Source organism: Uliginosibacterium sangjuense (genome assembly GCF_059132465.1).
Window position 1 is genome coordinate 3,971,337 of sequence record NZ_CP101132.1, and the last position, 21,644, is coordinate 3,992,980.

The 21,644-nt window shown below is 68.8% G+C and carries 27 protein-coding genes; 9 read left to right on the forward strand and 18 right to left on the reverse strand.

What is annotated here, in order from left to right:
• Positions 1-15: 15 nt before the first annotated feature.
• The 6 genes from NMB43_RS18400 to NMB43_RS18425 all read right to left on the reverse strand — a co-directional run bounded on the left by NMB43_RS18400 (position 16) and on the right by NMB43_RS18425 (position 5,240).
• Positions 16-1,413, reverse strand: a complete 1,398-nt coding sequence (locus tag NMB43_RS18400; RefSeq protein ID WP_494349622.1) for a serine/threonine protein kinase — start codon at positions 1,411-1,413, stop codon at positions 16-18.
• Positions 1,410-2,153: a metallophosphoesterase family protein gene (locus tag NMB43_RS18405; protein WP_494349623.1), complete on the reverse strand. Its 744-nt coding sequence runs from the start codon at positions 2,151-2,153 to the stop codon at positions 1,410-1,412. Before NMB43_RS18405 ends, NMB43_RS18400 begins: the two co-directional genes overlap by 4 nt.
• Before the next feature lie 89 nt (positions 2,154-2,242).
• Positions 2,243-2,434, reverse strand: a complete 192-nt coding sequence (locus NMB43_RS18410) for a hypothetical protein (protein ID WP_494349624.1) — start codon at positions 2,432-2,434, stop codon at positions 2,243-2,245.
• Between the two features lie 102 nt (positions 2,435-2,536).
• On the reverse strand, positions 2,537-4,210 hold the full coding sequence (locus NMB43_RS18415; protein WP_494349625.1) for an MFS transporter: 1,674 nt from the start codon (positions 4,208-4,210) through the stop codon (positions 2,537-2,539).
• 153 nt (positions 4,211-4,363) lie between these two features.
• Positions 4,364-4,666 carry an EF-hand domain-containing protein gene (locus NMB43_RS18420; RefSeq protein WP_494349626.1) on the reverse strand — a complete coding sequence of 101 codons (303 nt, stop codon included), beginning with the start codon at positions 4,664-4,666 and terminating at the stop codon, positions 4,364-4,366.
• Between the two features lie 16 nt (positions 4,667-4,682).
• The gene (locus NMB43_RS18425) at positions 4,683-5,240 is read right to left on the reverse strand and encodes a hypothetical protein (RefSeq protein WP_494349627.1); all 558 of its coding nucleotides are present in this window, start codon (positions 5,238-5,240) and stop codon (positions 4,683-4,685) included.
• A gap of 230 nt (positions 5,241-5,470) precedes the next feature.
• Here NMB43_RS18425 and ompR point away from each other — a divergent pair, with 230 nt between their 5' ends.
• On the forward strand, positions 5,471-6,196 hold the full coding sequence (ompR, locus tag NMB43_RS18430; RefSeq protein WP_494349628.1) for an osmolarity response regulator transcription factor OmpR: 726 nt from the start codon (positions 5,471-5,473) through the stop codon (positions 6,194-6,196).
• Positions 6,193-7,509 carry an ATP-binding protein gene (locus NMB43_RS18435; RefSeq protein ID WP_494349629.1) on the forward strand — a complete coding sequence of 439 codons (1,317 nt, stop codon included), beginning with the start codon at positions 6,193-6,195 and terminating at the stop codon, positions 7,507-7,509. The genes ompR and NMB43_RS18435 overlap by 4 nt, the downstream gene beginning before the upstream one ends.
• Here the strand turns inward: NMB43_RS18435 and NMB43_RS18440 are convergent.
• Together NMB43_RS18440 and NMB43_RS18445 are read right to left on the reverse strand one after the other, a co-directional pair.
• Positions 7,484-8,887, reverse strand: coding sequence for a sensor histidine kinase N-terminal domain-containing protein (locus NMB43_RS18440; protein WP_494349630.1), 1,404 nt, complete (start codon positions 8,885-8,887; stop codon positions 7,484-7,486). The two genes, NMB43_RS18435 and NMB43_RS18440, sit on opposite strands and share 26 nt — an antisense overlap.
• Positions 8,888-8,978: 91 nt before the next feature.
• Entirely contained in the window at positions 8,979-9,665 is a 687-nt protein-coding gene (locus NMB43_RS18445) for a response regulator (protein ID WP_494349631.1), read from the reverse strand.
• A 111-nt stretch (positions 9,666-9,776) separates the two neighbouring features.
• On the opposite strand from NMB43_RS18445, the gene NMB43_RS18450 reads away from it, so the two are divergent.
• Genes NMB43_RS18450 through NMB43_RS18480 form a run of 7 tightly spaced genes read left to right on the forward strand, consistent with a single transcriptional unit; the run spans position 9,777 to position 14,166 of the window.
• Positions 9,777-10,088: a (2Fe-2S) ferredoxin domain-containing protein gene (locus NMB43_RS18450; protein WP_494349632.1), complete on the forward strand. Its 312-nt coding sequence runs from the start codon at positions 9,777-9,779 to the stop codon at positions 10,086-10,088.
• A complete protein-coding gene (locus NMB43_RS18455) occupies positions 10,085-10,741 on the forward strand; it encodes an alpha/beta hydrolase (protein WP_494349633.1) in 657 nt (218 codons plus the stop codon). The genes NMB43_RS18450 and NMB43_RS18455 overlap by 4 nt, the downstream gene beginning before the upstream one ends.
• A gap of 13 nt (positions 10,742-10,754) precedes the next feature.
• Positions 10,755-11,363, forward strand: coding sequence for a glutathione S-transferase (locus NMB43_RS18460; RefSeq protein ID WP_494349634.1), 609 nt, complete (start codon positions 10,755-10,757; stop codon positions 11,361-11,363).
• Positions 11,364-11,367: 4 nt separating this feature from the next.
• Positions 11,368-11,904, forward strand: a complete 537-nt coding sequence (locus NMB43_RS18465) for a DUF2059 domain-containing protein (RefSeq protein ID WP_494349635.1) — start codon at positions 11,368-11,370, stop codon at positions 11,902-11,904.
• A gap of 2 nt (positions 11,905-11,906) precedes the next feature.
• Entirely contained in the window at positions 11,907-12,836 is a 930-nt protein-coding gene (locus NMB43_RS18470) for an ATP-binding cassette domain-containing protein (protein WP_494349636.1), read from the forward strand.
• Positions 12,833-13,480 (forward strand): YceH family protein, encoded by a 648-nt coding sequence (locus NMB43_RS18475; RefSeq protein ID WP_494349637.1) that lies wholly within the window; start codon positions 12,833-12,835, stop codon positions 13,478-13,480. The genes NMB43_RS18470 and NMB43_RS18475 overlap by 4 nt, the downstream gene beginning before the upstream one ends.
• Positions 13,481-13,485: 5 nt before the next feature.
• A complete protein-coding gene (locus NMB43_RS18480; RefSeq protein ID WP_494349638.1) occupies positions 13,486-14,166 on the forward strand; it encodes a hypothetical protein in 681 nt (226 codons plus the stop codon).
• A 7-nt stretch (positions 14,167-14,173) separates the two neighbouring features.
• On the opposite strand, the gene NMB43_RS18485 is transcribed toward NMB43_RS18480, so the two are convergent.
• The 10 genes from NMB43_RS18485 to ccmA all read right to left on the reverse strand — a co-directional run bounded on the left by NMB43_RS18485 (position 14,174) and on the right by ccmA (position 21,610).
• A complete protein-coding gene (locus NMB43_RS18485) occupies positions 14,174-14,452 on the reverse strand; it encodes a hypothetical protein (protein ID WP_494349639.1) in 279 nt (92 codons plus the stop codon).
• A 219-nt stretch (positions 14,453-14,671) separates the two neighbouring features.
• Positions 14,672-15,874, reverse strand: coding sequence for a c-type cytochrome biogenesis protein CcmI (gene ccmI, locus NMB43_RS18490; protein ID WP_494349640.1), 1,203 nt, complete (start codon positions 15,872-15,874; stop codon positions 14,672-14,674).
• Positions 15,871-16,353 (reverse strand): cytochrome c-type biogenesis protein, encoded by a 483-nt coding sequence (locus NMB43_RS18495; protein ID WP_494349641.1) that lies wholly within the window; start codon positions 16,351-16,353, stop codon positions 15,871-15,873. The genes ccmI and NMB43_RS18495 overlap by 4 nt, the downstream gene beginning before the upstream one ends.
• Positions 16,350-16,883: a DsbE family thiol:disulfide interchange protein gene (locus tag NMB43_RS18500; RefSeq protein ID WP_494349642.1), complete on the reverse strand. Its 534-nt coding sequence runs from the start codon at positions 16,881-16,883 to the stop codon at positions 16,350-16,352. The genes NMB43_RS18495 and NMB43_RS18500 overlap by 4 nt, the downstream gene beginning before the upstream one ends.
• Before the next feature lie 7 nt (positions 16,884-16,890).
• Positions 16,891-18,840, reverse strand: a complete 1,950-nt coding sequence (locus NMB43_RS18505; protein ID WP_494349643.1) for a heme lyase CcmF/NrfE family subunit — start codon at positions 18,838-18,840, stop codon at positions 16,891-16,893.
• A gap of 8 nt (positions 18,841-18,848) precedes the next feature.
• On the reverse strand, positions 18,849-19,295 hold the full coding sequence (gene ccmE / locus NMB43_RS18510) for a cytochrome c maturation protein CcmE (protein ID WP_494349644.1): 447 nt from the start codon (positions 19,293-19,295) through the stop codon (positions 18,849-18,851).
• On the reverse strand, positions 19,292-19,471 hold the full coding sequence (gene ccmD / locus NMB43_RS18515) for a heme exporter protein CcmD (RefSeq protein WP_494349645.1): 180 nt from the start codon (positions 19,469-19,471) through the stop codon (positions 19,292-19,294). Before ccmD ends, ccmE begins: the two co-directional genes overlap by 4 nt.
• A complete protein-coding gene (gene ccmC, locus NMB43_RS18520) occupies positions 19,468-20,202 on the reverse strand; it encodes a heme ABC transporter permease CcmC (protein WP_494349646.1) in 735 nt (244 codons plus the stop codon). Before ccmC ends, ccmD begins: the two co-directional genes overlap by 4 nt.
• A gap of 108 nt (positions 20,203-20,310) precedes the next feature.
• Positions 20,311-20,976 (reverse strand): heme exporter protein CcmB, encoded by a 666-nt coding sequence (gene ccmB / locus NMB43_RS18525; RefSeq protein WP_494349647.1) that lies wholly within the window; start codon positions 20,974-20,976, stop codon positions 20,311-20,313.
• Positions 20,977-20,983: 7 nt separating this feature from the next.
• Entirely contained in the window at positions 20,984-21,610 is a 627-nt protein-coding gene (ccmA, locus tag NMB43_RS18530; protein ID WP_494349648.1) for a cytochrome c biogenesis heme-transporting ATPase CcmA, read from the reverse strand.
• Positions 21,611-21,644 lie beyond the last annotated feature (34 nt).

Sequence of the window (21,644 nt, forward strand, 5' to 3'; positions counted from 1 at the left end):
TCCTCCGCGTTTGGTTCAGGCTGCCCGCACGATGGTCACCGAACAAGGCGCCTCGACCGCGATGCGCTCCGACACCGTCGGCAACAGCTTGCGCGCGATCAGGTCAGGCGGCGGCGCGCCGATCAGGATGTGGTCGACGCGGTTATTGCGCGCGTAGTCGACGATCGCCTCCGCCGCATCGTTGCCCTCCAGCACCTGGAAGGTGGCACGGCTCGCCTCCATCGCCAGCCCGGCCGCCCAGTGGCGCAATTCCACCAGCATGCGCATGTGTTCGCGCGGCGCGCTGCGCTCCTCTTCCGCCTGCCCCATCACCGGCTGTGGCCGTGCCACCGAGACGAAGGCCAGCCGCGCCGAAGGCTCGGCCCGCGCCTGCCGTTCCGCCTCGCGGCGCAGTGCCACCTGCTCGCGCTCGTTGGTATGCGACAACGCCACCGCGACCATGATGATGGGCGCTTCGTGAAAGGTCTGGCTGGGTGCACTGACATGCAGGGGCTCGTAGCCGATGCCGAACAGCCAGCGGCGGAAGCGCGTCCACAAGCCGGGCCGCTGCATGCGCCGGCCGCGACTGGTGATCACCACGTCGGGCAAATGCTGCAGCTCGAAAGCGAGCTGGTGGGCCGAGCTGTAGCGCCGGTTGGGGTCGACTTCGAGGCAGTGCAGGATGATCTCCTGCAGCGCTTCGGGAATGTCGGGCCGCTGCGCGCGCGGCGGATGCGGCGTCACCCGCAGGCGGCGGCGCATCCCGTTGGGAGACTGCGGTGCACCATAGGGCAGGCGCCCGGTGGCGAACTCGTAGAGCATCACGCCGAGGGCGAAGATGTCGCTGCGTGGATCGGAGCGCACGCCCAGCACCTGCTCCGGCGCGATGTAGGGCGCCGAGCCCATGGGGCGGCGGAACTCCTCGGCCAGCAGGTCCGGCAGGTGGGCGTGATGCGCCAGGCCGAGGTCGATCAGCACCATGCTGCCGTCGGGCCGCTCGATGATGTTGGAGGGCTTGAGGTCGAGGTGGGTGACCTCGCAGGCGTGCAGCGCGAACACTGCTTCGGCGATGGCCGCGCCGACCCGGTACACCTCCTCGATCGGCCACGGCCCGCGCTCGACGCGCGTGGACAGCGGCTGCCCTTCGATGTGGTCCATCACCAGGTACGGTTGCTGCGCGAGGTCGCCGCTGGCATGCAGGCGCGGCACCGGACCACGACCGTCCAGCGCGGCCATGACCATCTGCTCGACCTCGTAGCCGACCACCGTGGCGCCGCTTTCACCGTGGCCCAGGCGCGGCACTTTCATGACCAGGGGGCCGGGAATGTCGGGGTGACTCACGGAGTAGATCACCGCCATGCCGCCGGCATGGATGCGCGCGGTGATGGTGAAGCCGTCGATCTGCTGACCCGGACTCAGCTCGGCTGCGCTCATTCGAGCCCCTCGACATGCCGTGCGAAGCGTTCCGACAGCCCGGCTGCGCGGATCTTGGCAGCGGTGGCGGCGTGGTCGTAGGCCACGCGATGAAAGCACAGGGTCGCCCGCGTCTGGTCGAACAGGGCGTAGCGCGCGCCCACCGTGCGATCACGCGGCTGGCCACAGGAACCGACGATGGCCAGCCAGCGCCGATGGCGCGGCACCGGGATCGGGATCGCCTCGGTCGGGTGGAAGGGCAGCAGGCGCCCATCACGCCCGGAGTAGTACAGGGTCGGGTCGTGCACATGGCCACCGAACACCCAGGTGGTGCCGGCGGCCTCCAGGCTCGCCCGCGCAGCCTTGCCGTCGCTGACATAGAGCCAGTCCTGCGGGCGCGCGGCAGAAGCATGGACCCAGGTCACCTCGCCTTCGCGCACCACGTGCGGCAGGCCGGCCAGCCAGTCCATCTGGTCGGGCTTGAGGCGCGCGCGCGTCCACAGGATGGCCGCCTCGGCCTCGTCGTTCATGCTGGAAGGGTCACGCCCGCAGGCCGAGGCATCGTGGTTGCCGAGCACGGCCACCGCCCCGTCGGCCACCAGGCTGCGGCAGCGCTCGATCACCGCCTCGGGATCAGGGCCATAGCCCACCAGATCGCCGAGCAGGATGATGCGCTGCGCGCCCTGCTGCCCGGCATGGGCCAGCACCGCGTCGAGGGCTTCGATGTTGCTGTGGATATCGGCGATCAGCGCAAGCTTCAAGGTCCAGGACCCGTCTGGTTGAAGCCGCGAGCCTGCAACAAGTGGCTCGAAGTGGCAGGCGGCGCAGGTTGCGCCGCCCGGTCAGCACTTTACTTGCTGATGAACTTGCTCACCAGCCACAGCGCGAGGCCGACGACCACGACCCCGCCGACAAGGAGGAAGAACTGGCCGCCGCTGAGGTTCATCTCGCCCACCGCGCCGGTGCCGGAATCACCGGAGGCCAGGGCCAGTTGGGACGCGGTGCCCAGCACGAACGCGAGGGATGTCTTGAGGTTGCGCATGATGGTTTGTCTCCGTTATGGGTGGGGGATTCTGGCAGCGCGCCGCGTGGGCAGCGCGCTGCCGGAATCCGCTCCGCCGGGGGCAGCGGAGCGGGAACCGGGTCAGGCGTGGATGTCGCGGTTCTTGGTCTCGGGCAGGAACAGCGTGCCGATGACCGCCGTCACCACCGCGATGGTGATCGGGTACCACAGACCGTAGTACACATCACCGGTCGCCGCCACCATGGCGAAAGCGGTCGCCGGCAGGAAGCCGCCGAACCAGCCGTTGCCGATGTGGTAGGGCAGCGACATCGAGGTGTAGCGGATGCGTGCCGGGAACAACTCGACCAGCCAGGCAGCGATCGGGCCGTACACCATGGTCACGTAGATCACCAGGATGGTCAGCAGCAACCACACCATCAGCTTGTCGACCTTGGCCGGGTCGGCCTTGGCCGGGTAGCCGGCGTCCTTGAGGCCGTCACCCAGTGCCTTGTTGAAGGCGTCGCTCTTGCTCTTGGCATCGGCCGCGGCCAGGCCGGCCCCTTCATACGACTCGACCACCTTGTCGCCGATCTTGATCTGGGTGACCGCACCGGGTGCACCCGCCACCGTGGAGTAGCTCACCGAACGCTTGGCCAGCGCGCTCTTGGCGATGTCGCAGGAGCTCACGAATTTGGCCTTGCCGACCGGGTCGAACTGGAAGGAGCAGGTTGCCGGATCGGCCACCACAGTCACCGGGCTGGTCGCCAGGGCCTTGGCCAGGTCGGGGTTGCCGGCAACGGTGAGCGCCTTGAAGATCGGGAAGTAGGTCAGTGCGGCAATGATGCAACCGGCCATGATGATGGGCTTGCGACCGATCTTGTCCGACAGCGAACCGAACACGATGAAGAAAGGCGTCGCCGCGGCCAGCGAAGCAGCGATCAGCAGGTTCGCCGTGGTGGCGTCGATCTTCAGGGTCTGGGTCAGGAAGAACAGCGCGTAGAACTGCCCCGTGTACCACACGACGGCCTGGCCGGCGGTGGCGCCCAGCAGGGCCAGGATCACGATCTTGAGGTTGTCCCAACGGGCGAAGGATTCGGTCAGTGGCGCCTTGGAGGACTTGCCTTCCGCCTTCATCTTCTGGAACACCGGCGATTCGTTCAACTGCATACGGATGTAGACCGAGATGGCCAGCAACAGCACCGACAGCAGGAAGGGGATACGCCAGCCCCAGGCATCGAAGGCCTCCGGCGTCATCGCGGTGCGACAACCCAGGATCACCAGCAGCGACAGGAACAGGCCCAGCGTGGCGGTGGTCTGGATCCACGCGGTGAACGCACCGACCTTGCCCTTGGGCGCATGCTCGGCCACGTAGGTGGCGGCCCCGCCGTACTCGCCGCCGAGTGCCAGGCCCTGCAGCATGCGCAGGACCACGAGGATGATCGGCGCCGCGATGCCGATGGTGGCATAGCCGGGCAGGAAGCCCACCGCCGCCGTCGACACGCCCATGATCAGGATGGTCACCAGGAAGGTGTACTTGCGACCGATCAGGTCACCGAGACGGCCGAACACGACCGCGCCGAAGGGACGCACCGCAAAACCGGCGGCGAAGAACAGCAGGGCCAGGATGAAGCCCGTGGTCTCGTTGACCCCCGACAGGAAGTGCTTGGCGATGAAGGCCGCCAGCGAACCGAACAGATAGAAGTCGTACCACTCGAAGACCGTGCCGAGAGAGGATGCAAAGATCACCTTCTTCTCTTCGGCCGTGATGCCTGTAGTGCGCGGGGCTGAACCCGGCGCCGTGATGCCATCCGCCATGATTGTCTCTCCTCCGTTGCTGGGAAGCCCGACATCACCTTGTGGCTCTGCGGGCAGGCTGACCTTAGGAGCGGAGACTTACACTGAGCTTACGCAGTTTCCTGTGCAGCGCAGCAGCGACGGCGGGGCTTCCGGCGGCCCCGCCGGGCACCATCACTTGGCCTGGCGGCGCTCGGCCAGTGCCTTGGCGGTGAAGCTGCGCACCTGTTCGCGCGTCACATAGCCCTGGCCGGCCGTGTCGATGGCGTCGAACTGCTCATGCACACGCGGCATGCCGGCTTTGGCCTCGGCCCGCGTGAGCTGGCCGTTGCCGTCCGTGTCGGCCGCCGCGAAACGCTTGGCCAGCGCATCGTCCAGCTTCTGCAGCCGCTCGGCCGAAGGCGCGGCCAGGCCCGGCAGTGCCAGCGTCAGACAGGTCGTCGCAACGATCACGCGCAGTAGGTTCTGCATGCTCATGGGCTTCTCCTCGCGTTCAACGGCTGGGGCAGGCGATCGCATTGCCCGCGCTGTCGGCGCAGCTCGTGCTGCGGGTCAGGCCGGTCTCGCTGTTGTAGGCCTGGGTATGGGTCAGCGTGTTGCCGCTGCTGGCACTGGTGGCGGTGCTCACGCGCGACTGATCGACCGTACCGTCGGCGCTGCGCGTTGCCGTGCCCTCGCTCGCCAGGGTGCCGCGCGCGCCACTGCTGCGAAAGCCGCTGGCATGGCTCGCGCTGCCATCGGCGGCAAGCAGGGTCTGGCCTGCGCGCGCCGCCGTGGCGCCCTGTGGCCCACGATAGGCCCCGCCGCTCTTGAGGCTCGCATTGCCGACGCCATCACCGCTCAGCGCACGGCCGCGGGCGTACTCGCCGCCATTCGGCCCGCGCAGTGCAGCCACCCGCGCGGCCTGCCCGCCGCCCGTGGCGTCGCGTGCGACCTGGCGCCCATACAGGGCGCCGGCCGACAAGGCGGGCGTTGCCGCCAGCAAGGCAAACAGGGCCAGTCCAAGACTCAGGGACGAGGCCCGGATCAGTGAAGGGGAAGGGATGTCCATGTGCAACTCCTCGCAAATAAGTGGTCTGCCCCCGCCCGCTGCGAAGGCATGCACCCACTCTAGGCAGGCGCCATGCACCATGGGTTTCAAGACGTGGGCAGATTGGTATGCAGACATTGCAGCCCACGCCTCCTGTAACCGTTTGCAATCACTTTGCCGGCGGCAGGCGGCGACCAGGGACGACGCGGGGCTACACTGCGCCCATCTACTTTCCGCCCACCCCGGCACCGATGTCCGCCATCCGCGTCCTCGCCCTCGACGACGACCCCGAGCTGCGCGCCCTGCTGCAGCGTTACCTCACGGCCCAGGGCCTGGAGGTGCGCACCGTCGACGACGCCGCGCAACTGGAGCGCCTGCTCGCCCGTGAGCGTTTCGACGTGCTGGTGCTGGACCTCATGCTGCCCGGCGAAGACGGCCTGTCACTGTGCCGCCGCCTGCGCGCCCAGGGAGAGCAGGTGCCGATCATCATGCTGACCGCGCGCGGCGACCCGGTCGACCGCATCCTGGGCCTGGAGATGGGCGCCGATGACTACCTGCCCAAGCCCTTCACGCCACGCGAACTGGTAGCCCGCATCCAGGCCATCGCTCGCCGCCAGGCCATGCTCGGCGCCACCCCGGCGGCAGCGACGCAGGACGGGCAGAGGCTGCGCTTCGGCCCCTTCGAGTTGCTGCCAACCCAGCGCCGTCTGCGCCGCGACGGTGCCGACATCGCCATCAGCTCGGGGGAACTGGCTATGCTCACGGCATTGGCGCAGCACCCCAACCGGCCGCTCGGCCGTGACCGCCTGCGCGCCCTGGCCTTCGGCCGCGACTACGCGGCCAGCGACCGCGCGGTGGACGTGCAGATCCTGCGCCTGCGCCGCCTCATCGAGGACGATCCGGCGCAGCCACGCTACATCCAGACGGTATGGGGCGTGGGCTACGTCTTCGTGCCGGCCGGCCAGGCCACCCCATGAGGCTGCTGCCGCGCAGCCTGTTCGGGCGTAACCTGCTGCTGATCGTCGGCCTGCTGGCGCTGAGCCAGCTCGTCTCGGCGCTGCTCTTGCGGCAACTGGTGATCGTGCCGCGCATCGAGCAGGCCGCCCAGGTCAGTGCCACCACGCTGGCCGCGCTGCACAGCGCACTGGAGGCACTGCCGCGCGACCACCGCCCGGCCCTGGTGAGCCGCCTCAACGCGCTGGGCAGCCTGCGCATCGCTGCCGGCGCCGAGCCCCCGGCGGCGGCGGCGAGGCCGCCACGCCCGCTGCTACGCACCTATCTGAGCCGTCTCGACGCACTATTGCCGGACCAGGAGGCGCGCGTCGAATGGCGCGCCGAGGAAGACTTCCGCCTGTGGGCCCGCCTCGCCCTGCGCGACGGCCAGCACTACTGGGTGGGCATCGCACTGCCACGCCTCGATGGCAGCGGCCTGCCCGGCTTGTGGGTGTGGCTCAGCGCCGCCTGCAGCGCGCTCGCCCTGCTGGGCGCCTGGCTGATCCAGCGGCGCATCAACCGCCCCTTGCAGGAGCTGATCCGCACCAGCGAGCGCCTGGGCCAGGGCCCACCCCAGCCGCCGGCCCTGGCGGAGGACGGGCCGGACGAGATCGCCGCGGTGAGCCGCAGCTTCAACCGCATGATGCAGCGCCTGGACAGCACCGAGCGCGAGCGCGCGGTGATGCTGGCCGGGGTGTCGCACGACCTGCGCTCGCCGCTGGCCAAGCTGCGCCTGGCGGTGGAAATCATCGAGGGTGGCGACCCGGCGCTACAGGCCGGCATGGTGCGCAACATCGAGCACATGGACGCGATCATCGGCCAGTTTCTCGCCTTCGCGCGCGCCGACGAAACCGAACCCGTCGCTGCCTGCAACCTTGCCGGGCTGGTGCGCGCCACGCTGGAAACGCTGGGCGCCAGCGCGCAGTTCACCCTCGACCTGGCGCCCCTGGCACCGCAATCGCTGCGCCCGCTGGCCATGCAGCGACTGCTTGCCAACCTGGTGGAGAACGCGCTGCGCCACGGCGCCGCGCCCTACGAGATCGCCCAGCGCGCCGAGCAGGACTGCCTGCATCTGAGCGTATGTGACCGCGGCCCCGGCCTGGGCGAGGGCGACCCGGCGCGCCTCAAGCAGGCCTTCACGCGCGGCGACGCGGCACGCCACGGCCCCCCTGGCGCCGGCCTCGGCCTGGCCATCGCGGAGCGCGTGGCGAACCTGCACGGCGGCCGGCTGGACCTGCTGCCACGCCCCGGCGGCGGCTGTGAAGCGCGCCTCAGCCTGCCCCTGAACCCGGCATAGCCTCGGCTTCGTCGGACGCCACTGGCGCGCGCCGCAGACGCACCGTGACGCACACGCCGCGCCCACCCTCGCCTTCGTCCAGGCGCACGCTGCCGCCGTGCAGCTCGGCCACCTCGCGCACGATGGCCAGGCCCAGGCCGCTGCCCTCGGCGCCGCTACCCAGCACACGGAAGAAGCGCTCGAACACCTGCTCGCGCGCCTCCAGCGGTACCCCTGGCCCGTTGTCGCGCACCATCAGCACGACCCATTCCGGATCGTTGTCGTCGGCGTACACACCGACCGTGACGCGCCCACCGGCCGGGGTGTACTTCACCGCGTTGTCGACCAGGTTGGTCAGCAACTCGTCGAGCAGCACCGCCGCGCCATCCAGCCACACCGGTTCCGTCCCGCCCTCCACGCCCAGGTCCAGACCCTTGGCCAGGGCCACCGGCACATGGTCGGCCAGCACCTCGCGCACCAGTTCGCGCAGGTCCAGGCGCTCGAACACATAGAGCTTCTCCGAGCTGGCCTCGGCACGCGCCAGCGCCAGCAACTGGTTGGTCAGGCGCACCGCGCGCTCAGCCCCGGCATGCACCCGCCGCATGGCCGCGCGCATCTGCTCCGGGTCCGGCTCGTGCAGCGCCAGCTCGGCCTGCATCTTGAGCCCCGCCAGCGGAGTGCGCATCTGGTGTGCAGCATCGGCAATGAAGCGCTGCTGCGCCTGCAGGTTGTCCTCCAGGCGCACCATCATGTCGTTGAAGGCGATGATCAGCGGCCGCACCTCCTCCGGTGCACTGTCCGGCGGAATCGGTGCGAGGTCGCCCGGACGGCGCTCGCGGATCGTGTCCTGCAGGCGGCGCAGCGGCGCGATACCACGCGACAGGCCGAACCACACCAGCACCACCGCGATCGGGATGATCAGGAACTGCGGCAGCAGCACGCCGGACACGATGCGCGTCGACAGGCTGCTGCGCTTGTGGCGCGTCTCCGCCACCTGCACCACGCCATAACGCTGCGGCTGCCCCTCGTCCAGCACCACCGGCAGGTAGGCCACGCGGATGTCATCACCCTGGATCTCGGCATCGCGGAACTGCACCTCACGCGAACGCAGCGGCGTGCCCTGCGCCAGCCCGGGAATCTCCAGATCACCGGCGAGCAGGTCGCCGTCCGGTGAGACGATCTGGAAGTACACCGTGTCCTCGGTGTCTGAACGCAGCACGCGACTGGCCGAGGGCGGCAGGTCCACCGTCATCTGACCCTGGCTGACGCGCACCTGGCGCGACAGAGCCTTGACCTGGTCGGCCAGTGCCTTGTCATACGGCAGGTTGGCGATGCGCGAAGCCACGTCGTAGGTCAGCACGATGGAGATGGGCCACAGGAACAGCAGCGGCGCTAGCATCCAGTCGAGGATTTCGCCGAATAGCGAATAGGTGCCCCGGCGCCGGCGCGGCCTGGCGGGAGACGGCGGCGCGGGTGGCCGGGCGCGCGGCCTACGCAGGCGCATCCGTGGGCATGCCCGGCTTCTCCAGGCAGTAACCGAGGCCGCGCACGGTGGTGATGCGCAGGCCGCTGGCCTCGATCTTCTTGCGCAGGCGATGCACGTAGACCTCGATCGCGTTGAGCGAGACTTCCTCGCCCCAGCCGCACAGGTGGTCCAGCATGTTCTCCTTGCTGACCAGGCGGCCGGCGCGCAGCAGCAGCACCTCCAGCACGCCGATCTCGCGCGCCGACAGCTCCACCAGTTGGCCGTTGATGGTCACCGAGTGGTCGACCTGGTCGTAGCTCAGCGGCCCCAGCGTGATGCTGCGCCCCTGGCCGGTGCCGCGCCGGGTCAGTGCGCGCACGCGCGCCTCCAGCTCGGGCAGGGCGAAAGGTTTGGTCAGGTAATCGTCGGCGCCGGCGTCCAGCCCGCGAACACGGTCTTCGACGCCGTCGCGCGCGGTCAGGATCAGCACCGGGCAGGTGGCCTTGCGCGCGCGCAGGCGTTGCAACACCTCGATGCCGGAGAGCTTCGGCAAACCAAGGTCGAGCACCACCAGGTCATAGGTTTGGGAGGCCAGGGCGGCATCCGCCGCGTTGCCGGTGGCCGCGTGGTCCACCGCGTAACCGGCACGCTTGAGCGCGCGCACCAGGGCGTCGGCGATCAGTTCGTCATCCTCGGCGAGCAGTATGCGCATGGCTTCGCTCCGCGTGGATCAAGGGGTCAGGCAGTCTAGCATGCGCTTATCGCGCTCCCGCTGCGGGGCTTCCCTATAATCAGGGCTTCCTCTCCGCAGAGCCGCCCCGCCATGGAACCCTACTTCAAACACCACGTCTTCTTCTGCTGCAACCAGCGCGAAGCCCCCGATACCTGCTGCAACGATCACGGCGCCTCCCGCCTGCAGGCCTATGCCAAGGACCGCATCGCCCAGCTCGGGCTCAAGGGCCGCGGCAAGGTGCGCATCAACAAGGCCGGCTGCCTGGACCGCTGCGACGACGGCCCGGTGCTGGTCGTCTACCCGGAAGGCGTGTGGTACACCTTCGTCGATGAATCCGACATCGACGAGATCATCCGCGAGCATCTGCAGCACGGCCGCATCGTGGAGCGCCTGAAGCTATGAGAGCCCCGGCCAGCGAATCCTTCCTGATCCCCGGCCCGGCCGGCAACATCGAGCTGGTCGTCGACTCGGCGGACAATCCGCGCGGCATCGCCCTCGTCACCCATCCGCACCCGCTGTTCGGTGGCGCCAACACCAACAAGGTCGCGCACACCCTGGCCCGCACCCTGCGCGACCTGGGCTACTGCGCGCTGCGCCCCAACTTCCGCGGCGTCGGCAAGAGCGAGGGCAAGCACGACCACGGCCAGGGCGAGACCGAGGACATGCTGGCGGTGCTCGACTGGGCGCACCAGCACTGGAACCTGGATCAGTACCGGCCGACCATCCTCGCCGGCTTCTCCTTCGGCGCCTTCGTCCAGACGCGCGTGGCGCGCCACCTGGCCGAGCGCGGCACGCCGGCCAAGCGCATCATTCTGGTCGGCACCGCTGCCGGCTTCATCGAGGGCGCGCGCCAGTACGACACCGAGGCCGTCGGCCCCGACACCTTGGTCATCCACGGCTCCAAGGACGAGACCGTGCCGCTGGCCAACGTGTTCGCCTGGGCCGAGCCGCTGGACGTGCCGGTGGTGGTGGTGCCGGGCGCGGACCACTTCTTCCACGGTCGCCTGCACTGCCTGCGCGACATCATCAACCGCTCGTCCTGCGAGTGCTCGTAAAGGAAGCCAAGGCATGAAGCTCATCGGTTCGACCACCAGCCCCTACGTACGCAAGCTGCGCGTTGCCCTGCTCGAAAAGAAACTGCCCTTCGAGTTCGTGATCGACTCGCCGTGGGAGGCGGGCAATCACGTCAACGACTACAACCCGCTGGGCAAGGTGCCGGCGATGGTGACCGACGCGGGTGAAGTGCTGTTCGACTCCAACGTGCTGGTGGCCTATGTCGAGACCCTGGGCGCCGCGCCCGCGCTGCTGCCAGCCGACCCGCGCGCGGCCATCGCGGTGCGCCAGACCGCCGCCCTGGCAGACGGTGTCACCGATGCCGCCGTGGCTTTGTTGTTGGAGAGCCGGCGCGCACCGGAGAAGCAGGACGAGGGCTGGATTGCGCGTCAGCGCGGCAAGCTCGCGCGCGGTCTGGATGCGCTGGAGACCGGCCTGGATGGCCGCAACTACTTCCACGGCGAGGCGCTCAGCATCGCCGACATCGCCACGGTGTGCGGCCTGGCCTGGATCGACTTCCGCCAGATCGACCCGCAGTGGCGTAGCGGCCGACCGCGGCTGGCCGGACTGGTCGAGCGTCTGGCCGCCCGCCCCAGTTTCCAGCAGACCGTGCCGGTCCTGTGATGCCATGCGCATCCCTCGCCCACTCCACTTCGTTCTGCTCGCCCTGACGGCCAGCCTGCTGGCCGCGCCAGCACGCAGCGAGGACCTCAGTGCACAGAAAGCGGCCGACATCCGCACCTTGTTCGAACTGACCGGCGTGGCACGCATGGCCGACCAGATCCTCGCCTCGACCATGCAGCAACTCGGACCAATGCTGCGTAACTGCAAGGACTGCACCGAACGCACCGCGCAGATCGCCGAACGCGAGATCCGCCAGCTCTTCCGCGAACGCTTCGATGGCCCCGGAGGCCTGATCGAACGACAGACCGAGATTTACCATCGTCATTTCAGTCACGCGGAAATCCGCGAGATCCTCGCGTTCTACCACACCCCGATAGGCAAAAAACTGGCCTACAACCTGCCCGCACTCACGGCAGAGGGTGTGCAAAGCGGGCGTGACTGGGCACAGTCCCTGGCGCCGGAGCTGCAGCGCCGCATCCGCGCCGCGATCGAGCTGGACAAGATGATCGCCCCGCCGACCGCCGCGCCCGAGGCCAAGTAGCGATGCCTCTCCGCGTCGTCGACCTGCACAAGTCCTACGGCAACCTGGAGGTGGTACGCGGCGTGAGCTTCACGCTGCAGCCGGGTGAATGCTTCGCCCTGCTGGGCCCCAACGGCGCCGGCAAGACCACCACGCTGCGCTGCGTACTGGGGCACACCGCGCCCGATGCCGGCAGCATCACCCTGTGCGGTGAGCCGGTACCGGACCGCGCCCGCCATGCGCGCACCCGCGTCGGCGTGGTGCCACAGGCGGACAGCCTGGACCCGGACTTCACGGTCAGCGAGAACCTGATCGTGTTCGGCCGTTACTTCGGCATGAGTGACGCGGCCGCCCGCGCCCGCGTGCCGGAGCTGCTCGCCTTCGCCGGCCTGGAAGCCAAGGCAGACGCCAAGGTCACTGCCCTGTCCGGCGGCATGAAACGGCGCCTGACCATGGCGCGCGCGCTGGTCGCCGACCCCGAGCTGCTGATCATGGACGAGCCCACCACCGGGCTGGACCCGCAGGCGCGCCACCTCATCTGGGACCGCCTCAAGGGTCTCATCGCACAGGGCAAGACGGTGCTGCTGACCACCCACTTCATGGACGAGGCCGAGCGCCTGGCGCACCGCATCGCGATCCTCGACGGTGGCCGCATCATAGCCCTGGGCACCCCACGCGAAGTCATCGCGGAACACATCGAGCCACATGTCGTCGAAGTCTTCGGCGAATGGCTGGCGGCAGGCGGCGGTGCAGCGGCCTGGGCCCAGGCACATGCCGGCCAATATGCCAGCCGCTTCGAGATCAGCGGCGAGACGGCCTTCTGCTATCTGCAGGATGCACACGCCCTGCTGGCTCACCTGGAACAACAGAACGGCCTGCGCTATCTGCACCGCCCGGCCAACCTCGAAGACGTCTTCCTCAAACTCACCGGACGCGAACTGCGCGATCAATGACGACTCTGCTCACCCCCATCGAGGCGCGCCTGCTGGGCGTGCTGGTCGAAAAACAACACACCGTTCCCGACAGCTACCCGCTGTCACTCAACGCACTGGTCACCGGCTGCAACCAGAAGACCAGCCGAGAACCGGTGATGGACATCCCGGAAGCCGAGGCCCTGGCCGCGCTGGACGAGCTGCGCGGCCGCAGCTTCGTGATCGAAAGCTCGGGCAGCCGCGTCGCGCGCTATGCCCACAACATGGAGCGCGTGCTGCAACTGCCACCGCAATCGGTGGCCCTGCTCGCCACCCTGATGCTGCGCGGACCGCAGACCGCGGCCGAGCTGCGCAGCAACAGCGAGCGCCTGTACAAGTTCGCCGACGTGTCCTCGGTCGAAGCCTTCCTGGAGGAGCTCGCAGCGCGCGCCGCAGGTGCCCTGGTCGTGCTGCTGCCGCGCGCACCAGGCGCGCGCGAGGCACGCTGGGCCCACCTGCTGTGTGGCGAGCCGCAGATTCCGCTGGCATCGGCACGCGAGAGCAGCGGCGGCGGCAGCGAGCTGGCCGTGCTGCGCGAGGAGGTGATCCAGTTGCGTGCCGAGCTGGCCGCGCAGCGCGCCCTGCTCACCCGGGTGTGCAACGAGCTGGGCATCACGCCGGACTAGCCGCGATGCGCGAGGCCGGACTCGTCTCGCGCAGCGGCGGCCTCGTCTACCACCTGCGCGCCAACCAGTACCGCGGCGAGCTATGGCGCCCCTTCCGCGAAGCGGTGGCCGGCTGGCTGGCCGCCTGGCCGGCGCCGCGCGAGCAACTCGTGCTGGTCGGCCCGAGCGGTGGCTACAGCCTGCCTGCCAGCTTCCTGCGGGCATTCGGGCGCATCATGGTGATCGAACCCGATCCGCTGGCGCGCTGGATGCTGCGCAGCCGTTTTCGCGCGCTGGACTTCGAGTTCGCCGAACTGGACTGCTTCGCCGACGCGCAGGGACCAGCCCGTCTGGCCGCCGCTTTTCCGCAGGCGAGCATCCTGTTCTGCAATGTGATCGGACAGTTGCTGGAATTCGCGCCGGCCGGCTGGCGCGCGGCACTGCCGAGCGCCCTCGCCCATCACCACTGGGCCAGCTACCACGACGTGATCTCCACGTCTCGCGCGCCGGCACGCCAGCAAGCCTGCGCGGCGGCACCCACCGACAGCCTGGAGGCCGTTCTGGCGTACTTCTGGGATGGCGGAGAGCTGGAACTGCACGACCACCAGACCTTTGCCCTGAGCGGGCAGGCGGGTCGCTACATGGTGTGGGCGCTGACGCCGACGCGCCACCATCTGATCGAGTGGCAGGCGCAGCAGCCCGTCTGACAAACGCCTACTTGGGCGGCTGGAAGATCGGTGACTCGGTGAGGGTGGGAAACACCGGCAAGGGCGGCAGGTCCAGATCCGACTCGACCATGCCTTCGTCGCGCAGGGCCTGGATCAGGATTTCCGGATCCCCGATGCGCGCCAGCATAGGCTGCAGGCTGGACCACGGCGTCTTGCCGTCAATCAGGATCAGCGCGGTGCGCAAACGCAACGGCAAGCCATGGGCGCGGGTGAGCATTTCCTCGCGCCCCTTGGCGGTCTTGCTGAAGGTTTCGACATCGAACATGGCACTCCCCTGTCGGACTGACACTGACATGCTAGGAGATACACAAATCTGCAACACGGACCGAAAGGGCGGCCTGCCCCTACAGGCAGCCTAGCAGAGACAGGCGGCAGATTCCGACCACTTCACGGTCGGTTTTCTGACATGGAAGGCGGGGCCGGCCATCGGAAAAACACCCGACCGGTGGCCGCTTATTCCACTGGAATCCCGCGCCTGCGGGATTCAGGGCAGTTCGCGGTCGATCGTGAGTTTCAGGCTGCCGGCGGTGGGCGACACGGCGGCCGACAAACCTTCCAGGTCGCCCTTGGCGGCGGTCGGCTGGCCGGACTTGGACACCCGCGCGCCGATCACCACCTGCTCGGGCAGCGGCGCCGGATTCATGCGCACGGCCTGGGCCAGGTCCAGCTCGACCGGCAGGTCCTTCACGCTGAGGCGGATCGCCGCCAGCGGCGCCCCGCCAGCTGCCGGGCGCACGAACACGAACACCGGGTCGGTCGGTGCCGCCTTGGCGGCCAATGCGCCATCCAGCGACAAGGCGAGACGGATGCGCAAACCGCTGTCGGCCGTCGCCACGGTCGGCTGCACGGCCGGCGCCAGGCCAGCGCGCTCGCGCGCCTCGCCCACCATGGCCTGCACCTGCTGGGCGAACTCGCTGCCCGGCTCGGCATGCGCCAGGATGCGCTGCCAGGTGGCGGCCGCTTGAGCGTACTGGCCGCGTTCGAACTGCAGGGTGCCGTGCAGGGCCAGCGCCTTGGCGTTGTCGGGGTCGAGCTGCAAGGCCTTCTGAATCAGCTTCTCGGGCTCACCGGCCAGCTTGCGGTCGGTGGCCGACGCCAGCGCGTCAGCCCAGTCGGCATAGAGCTGGGCGTCGTCCGGCAGCTTCTTGGCGAGTTTTTCGAGCAGTTTGACGGCCTCGGCGTGGCGCTCCAGCACCATGTAGGAACGCGCCAGCATGCGCGCCCCCTCGACGTTGTCGGGATCGGCCTCGACCTTGGCCGCCAGCGAGGCGACCATCTGCTCGATCTGGGCCATGCCCGCCTGCGGCGCCTGCGCCTCGCGCTGCGCCGGGTCCAGCGCGAGCGGGTTGCCCAGCATCAGGTACAGCACCAGGCTGGCCACCGGCAGCACGACCGCCAGGCCCACGGCCCAGCCATAGGCCGGTGCGGGCGGGCGCAGGCTGTCCGGCGCAGCGTGTTCGGCCAGCGCGCGCTGCTCCAGCTCGGCGAGGGTCTGCGCATAGGCCGCGTCGTCCAGGCGGCCGGCGGCGTGCTCGGCGCTCGCCTCGGCGCGCTGCTCGCGCAGGATGCGCAGGGCCGGGCTGTCGCTCTCGGCGCCCAGGGCGCGCGGCTTGCGCAGCAAGGGCCACAGCAGGACGGCGGTCACCACCACCAGCAACAGGATGGCTGCGATCAGGAATCCGTTCATGCCTTGTTCTCTTGGTTGTCGGCGCTCTCGCCATCCAGCAGCGCACGCGCGGCGGCGCGCTGCGCCTCGTCCAGGCCCATCTGCGCGGCCTGGGTACGCCGCCGCAGGGTCCAGGCGAAGGCGCCCAGGCCCGCTAGCAGCAGGGTCGCGGGGCCGGCCCACAGCAGCAGGGTGCTGGCCTTGAAGGGTGGCTCGTAGAGCACGAAGTCGCCGTAGCGCTGCACCATGTAGTCGCTGATCTCGCTGTCGCTGCGCCCCGCCAGCAACATCTCGCGCACCTGGCGCTTGAGGTCCACCGCCAACTCGGCCTGCGATTCGGCGATCGACTGGTTCTGGCACACGAGGCAGCGCAGGTGCTCAGTCAGGCTGGCGAAACGCTTCTCCAGCAGCGGGTCTTGCTGGGCAGCAGCCGTGCCACCAAGACAGGCCACCAGCAGCAGCGCCAGCAGGCCGCCACGCAGGGATGCATGCGTCATCATGAAGCGCCTTTCAGCTCGCGGATGCGCGGCATGAACACCTCGTCCAGCACCTGGTCGGTAACCGGGCCGATGTGCTTGTAGCGAATGCGCCCGCTGCCGTCGATGAGGAAGGTCTCGGGTACGCCGTACACGCCGTAGTCGATGCCCACGCGACCATCTGCGTCGACGATGGACAACGCGTACGGGTCACCCCAGTCGCGCAGCCAGGCCTGGGCGTCGGGGCCCTTGTCCTTGTAGTTGAGCCCGATCAGGGGCACGACCTTGCGCTGGGCGAACTTGACCAGCGCCGGGTGTTCCTCGCGGCAGGCCACGCACCACGAGGCCCACACATTGAGCAGCCACACCTGGCCCTGCATGTCGGCCAGCTTCAACTGCTTGTCGGGTGTGGCGAGCACCGGCAGGGTAAAGTCAGGCGCCGGCTTGTCGATCAGCGGCGAGGGAATCTCGCGTGGGTCACGCGTCAGGCCGATGGCGAGGAAGACCACCAGCAGCAGGAACAGCGCGAGAGGGATCAGGGCTTTGGCTTTCATCCTGTCCTCACGCCTGCTGCGCGCCGGCCGGCGCTTGTGCTTCACGCACCGCCTGGCGGCGGTAGCGCGCATCCAGCGCAGCGCAGATGCCGCCCAGGGCCATCAGGATGCAGCCCAGCCAGATCCAACTGATGAAGGGCTTGTAGTAGAGCCGCACGATCCAGGTGTCGGGCCCGGTCGGCTCGCCCAACGACACGTAGACGTCGCGGAACAGGCCGTTGTCGAGATCGGCCTCGGTCATCGGCATCTGGCGCGCGGTGTAGATGCGCTTCTCGGGATGCAGGTTGCCGATGACAACGCCATTTCGGGCGAGCTGGATGTCGCCACGCGCGGCGTTGAAGTTGGGCCCCTGGCGCTCGGTCACGCCGCGCAGGGTGAAGTCGTAGCCGGCCAGTTGGGTGCTCTGGCCGAACTGCAGCGGCACGTCCACGTTCTGTTCCAGGCTCTTGACCATGGTCACGCCAATGATGAACACGCCGATCCCGAGGTGCGCCAGCCACATGCCCCACCAGGCGCCGGGGATCGCCGCGAAGCGGCTGCCGACAAGACGGTCACGCAGTTGTAGCGCGCTGCCGAGCAGCACCCAGGCGGCCAGCGTGAGGCCCAGCATGCTGCGCCAGCTATGCACCCCCAGCGCCAAGCAGACGCCCACGCCGATCACCACCGCCAGCCCCAGCACGGGCAGCAGGCGGCGCAGCAGCGGTGGCAGCGCGTGGCCCTTCCAGCGCAGGAAGGGGGCGGCCACCATCAGCAACACGACCGGCGTCATCAGCGGGAAGAACACCGCTTCGAAGTAAGGCGGGCCGACCGACAGCTTGCCCAGGTTCAAGGCGTCGAGCAGCAGCGGGTACAGCGTACCCAGCAGCACGGTGGCGCATACCACGGCCAGCAGCACGTTGTTGATGAGCAGCAGGGTGTCGCGCGACACCGCCTCGAACTGGCCGCCACCAAGCAGCTTGGGCGCGCGCCACGCGTACAGCAGCAGCGAGCCGCCGATCACCAGCACCAGCAGCGCGAGGATGAACACGCCGCGCCGGGGGTCGCTGGCGAAGGCGTGCACACTGGTCAGCACGCCAGAGCGCACGAGGAAGGTGCCGAGCAGCGAGAGCGAGAAAGCGGCGATCGCCAGCAGCACGGTCCAGCTCTTGAAAGCGCCCCGCTTCTCGGTGACCGACAGCGAATGGACCAGCGCGGTACCGACCAGCCAGGGCATGAAGCTCGCGTTCTCCACCGGGTCCCAGAACCACCAGCCACCCCAGCCCAGCTCGTAGTAGGCCCAACCCGAACCGAGCGCGATGCCGGCGGTCAGGAACACCCAGGCGGCCAGCGTCCAGGGCCGCGACCAGCGCGCCCAGGCCGCATCGAGCCGGCCCGAGATCAGCGCCGCGATGGCAAAGGCGAAAGCCACCGAGAAGCCCACGTAACCCATGTACAGCAGCGGCGGGTGGATGATCATGCCGGGGTCCTGCAGCAGCGGGTTCAGGTCCTGCCCCTCGACGGCCGCCGGCAGCAGGCGCTCGAAGGGGTTGGATGTCAGCAGCATGAAGGCGAGGAAGCCCACGGTGACCAGGCCCAGCACGGCCAGCACGCGAGCCACGAAGACTTCCGGCAGATTGCGCGCGAGCGACACGGCCGCAGTCCACAAGGTGAGCATCAGCCCCCACAGCAGCAAGGAGCCTTCATGACTGCCCCACACCGCCGTGATACGGTAGATCAGCGGTGTCGCGGTGTTGGAGTGCGAGGCGACGTAGAGCACCGAGAAATCATTGTCGATGAAGCTCTGCGTCAGACACAGGAAGGACAACAGCACCAGCCCGAACAACAGGCGCGCGGCCGGCCGTGCCAGCGCCACCAGGGCGGCCTGCCCGCGCTGGGCGCCGACCATGGGCAGCACGCCCAGCAGCAGCGCGACGAGGAAGGACAGGATGAGGGCGAAGTGGCCGAGTTCGGGGGTCATGGAAGCCTCTATTCCTTGAGCGAGCGCGCCGTGCTGTGTGCCTTGTCGATGGCATCCTGGGCTTCGGGCGGCATGTAGTTCTCGTCGTGCTTGGCCAGCACCTCGGTGGCGACGAAGCTGCCGTCGGCGGCGATATGCCCCTGGCAGACCGCCCCCTTGCCCTCCTTGAAGAGGTCGGGCAGCGGCCCCTTGTAGACGACCGGGATGACCTTGGCGGTGTCGGTGATCTGGAAGCGCACGGTCAGGCCGTCGGCCTCGCGCTTGATCGAGTCCGCCACCACCATGCCACCGATGCGGAAGTGCCGCCCCTGCGGCACCTTGCCCTCGGCCACCTCGCTGGGCGTATGGAAGAAGACCAGATTTTCCTGGAAGGCATTGAGGACCAGGCCAACCGCGGCGGCCAGCAGCAGCACGGCGGAACCGATCCAGAGGAAGCGTTTGTGGCGGGCTTTCATCGTTCGTCTTCGAGTTGTTGCAGGCGACGCAGGCGCGCCAGGGTCTGCTTACGACGCCGCGACAGCAGCACGAGTTCCAGCGCCAGCAGTGCGAAGCTCACGCCATAGGAGCCCCAGACGAAGAAGCCGCGCCCGCCCATGGCGAGGAAATCGGCCATCGAGTGCCATTGCATCATTGCCCCTCCGCGATCACGGCGCGCGCCCAGTCAGTATGGCGCTCGCGCTCCAGCATCAGCGCACGGGCGCGCCACAGGGCCACGGCGATGCTGTAGGCCCAGGCCGCCAAGGCCATCAGCAACATGCCGGCGAACATGGTCATGGCCATGCTGGGCGCCTTGGTCAGGCTCACCGAGGAGCCCTGGTGCAGGGTGTTCCACCACTTCACCGAGAAATAGATGATCGGCACGTTGACCGCGCCGACCAGGGCGATGATGGCGCCCGCGCGGTCGGCCCGGCGCGGGTCTTCGATGGCGTGGGTCAGCGCGATGAAGCCGAAGTACAGGAACTGCAACAGCAGTTGCGAGGTGAGCCGTGCATCCCATACCCAGTAGGTGCCCCAGGTCGGGCGCCCCCACAGCGCACCGGTCCACAGCGCGATGAAGCACATGATGGCGCCGGTCGGTGCCAGCGCCCGCATCATGTAGAAGGACAGGCGCGTACCCAGCCCGAGGCCGATGGCGGCCCAGAAGGCCATCACGAGGTAGATGAACATGCTCATCCAGGCCGCCGGCACATGGATGAAGATGACGCGATACACCTCGCCCTGGGTGGCGTCGGTCGGCGCCACGAAGAAGCCGGTGTAGAGCCCGGCGAGCGCCAGCACGGCCGCGCCGGCGGCAAACCACGGGGCGAGCCGCCCGGCCAGCGGGTAGAAGGTCTGCGGCGAGGAGAAATGGAAGAGGTTCATGCCTGGAGCGGGAGCGGGGAGCAGATGAGCCAGAAAACGAGCCGGTCCCGGATGATACGCAATGTCCTTCGCCCCATCACCTTGACGCGCTTCAAGAAAAAACGCGCGTCACTCGCTGGCCAGGCGCAGAGCGGCGGCGCAGGCGAAGGGTGAAAGCGCCAGCGCCGCCAGCAGACCGGCCCCCATCAGCAGCAGGTGGGCCTTGAGCCCGAGCTGGGCGGTCCAGGCATCCACGCTGCCGGCGCCGAATACCAGCACCGGCACCATCAAGGGCAGCACCAGCAGGGCCAGCAGTGAGCCGGCGCCGCGCAGGCCCAGGGTCAGCGCCGCGCCGATCGCACCGATCAGCGACAGCACCGGCGTGCCCAGCAGCAGGGCCAGGGCCAGCACCGCCATGGCACCGGGCTCCAGCCCGTACATCAGGGCCAGCACCGGCGACACGATCACCAGTGGCAGGCCGGTGGCCAGCCAGTGGGCGAGTATCTTGGCCGACACCCAGACCACGGCGGGCTCGGGTGACAGCAGCAGTTGCTCCAGCACGCCAGTATCGAAGTCTTGGCTGAACATGCGCGGCAACGCCAGCAGGGTGGCCAGCAGGGCGGCCACCCACACCACGCCGGGGCCGATCGCGCGCAACTGGTTGGGGTCAGCACCGACGCCAAAGGGAAACAGACTGGCCACGATCACGAAGAAAGACAGGGCCACCAGCAGGTCGGCACGCGAGCGCCAGGCCAGCAGCAGGTCGCGCCGCAGAACGGCCAGGAAGGTCTTCATGCGGCGCTCATCCTACATACTCCGCTAGGTCCAGCACCCGCGTCGGGCGGCGCAGGGTGACGTCCTGGTGGGTGGTGAAGATGGCCAGGCCGCCGCGCTCGGCATGCGCCGCCAGGCACTCGGCCAGCTCGCCGACCGCCGCCACGTCAAGCGCGGTGAAGGGTTCGTCGAGCAGCCAAAGCACGGGCGCTTCGCGCAGGAACAGGCGGGCCAGCAGCACACGCCGCCGTTGCCCCTGCGACAGGAGTTTGCAGGGTAGGTCGAGCTGGCGCGCCAGGCCGATCCGACGCAGAGCACTGACCGCCTCGTCGCGCGCGACTGTCCGGCCCGCTGCCGCACAGGCAAAGCGCAGGTTCTCGACGGGATCAAGCAGGTCATTGAGGGCCGGCGCATGACCCAGGTACAGCAACTCGGCGTGATAGGCCTCGCGCTGGGCGCGGATGGATTCGCCGCGCCAACGGATGTGCCCCACCTCGACCGCCGCCAGCCCGGCCAGTTGCCTCAGCAGACTGGTCTTGCCCGTGCCATTGGCACCCTGCACCCGCAGCAACTCGCCGGCGACGAGGGCGAAGCCCAGGCGGCGGAACAGCAGGCGTTCGCCGCGCTGGCAGGCAAGTTGGTCGATTTCAAGCATGGGGAGGGATTGAACCACATTTGCCACGGGGCGG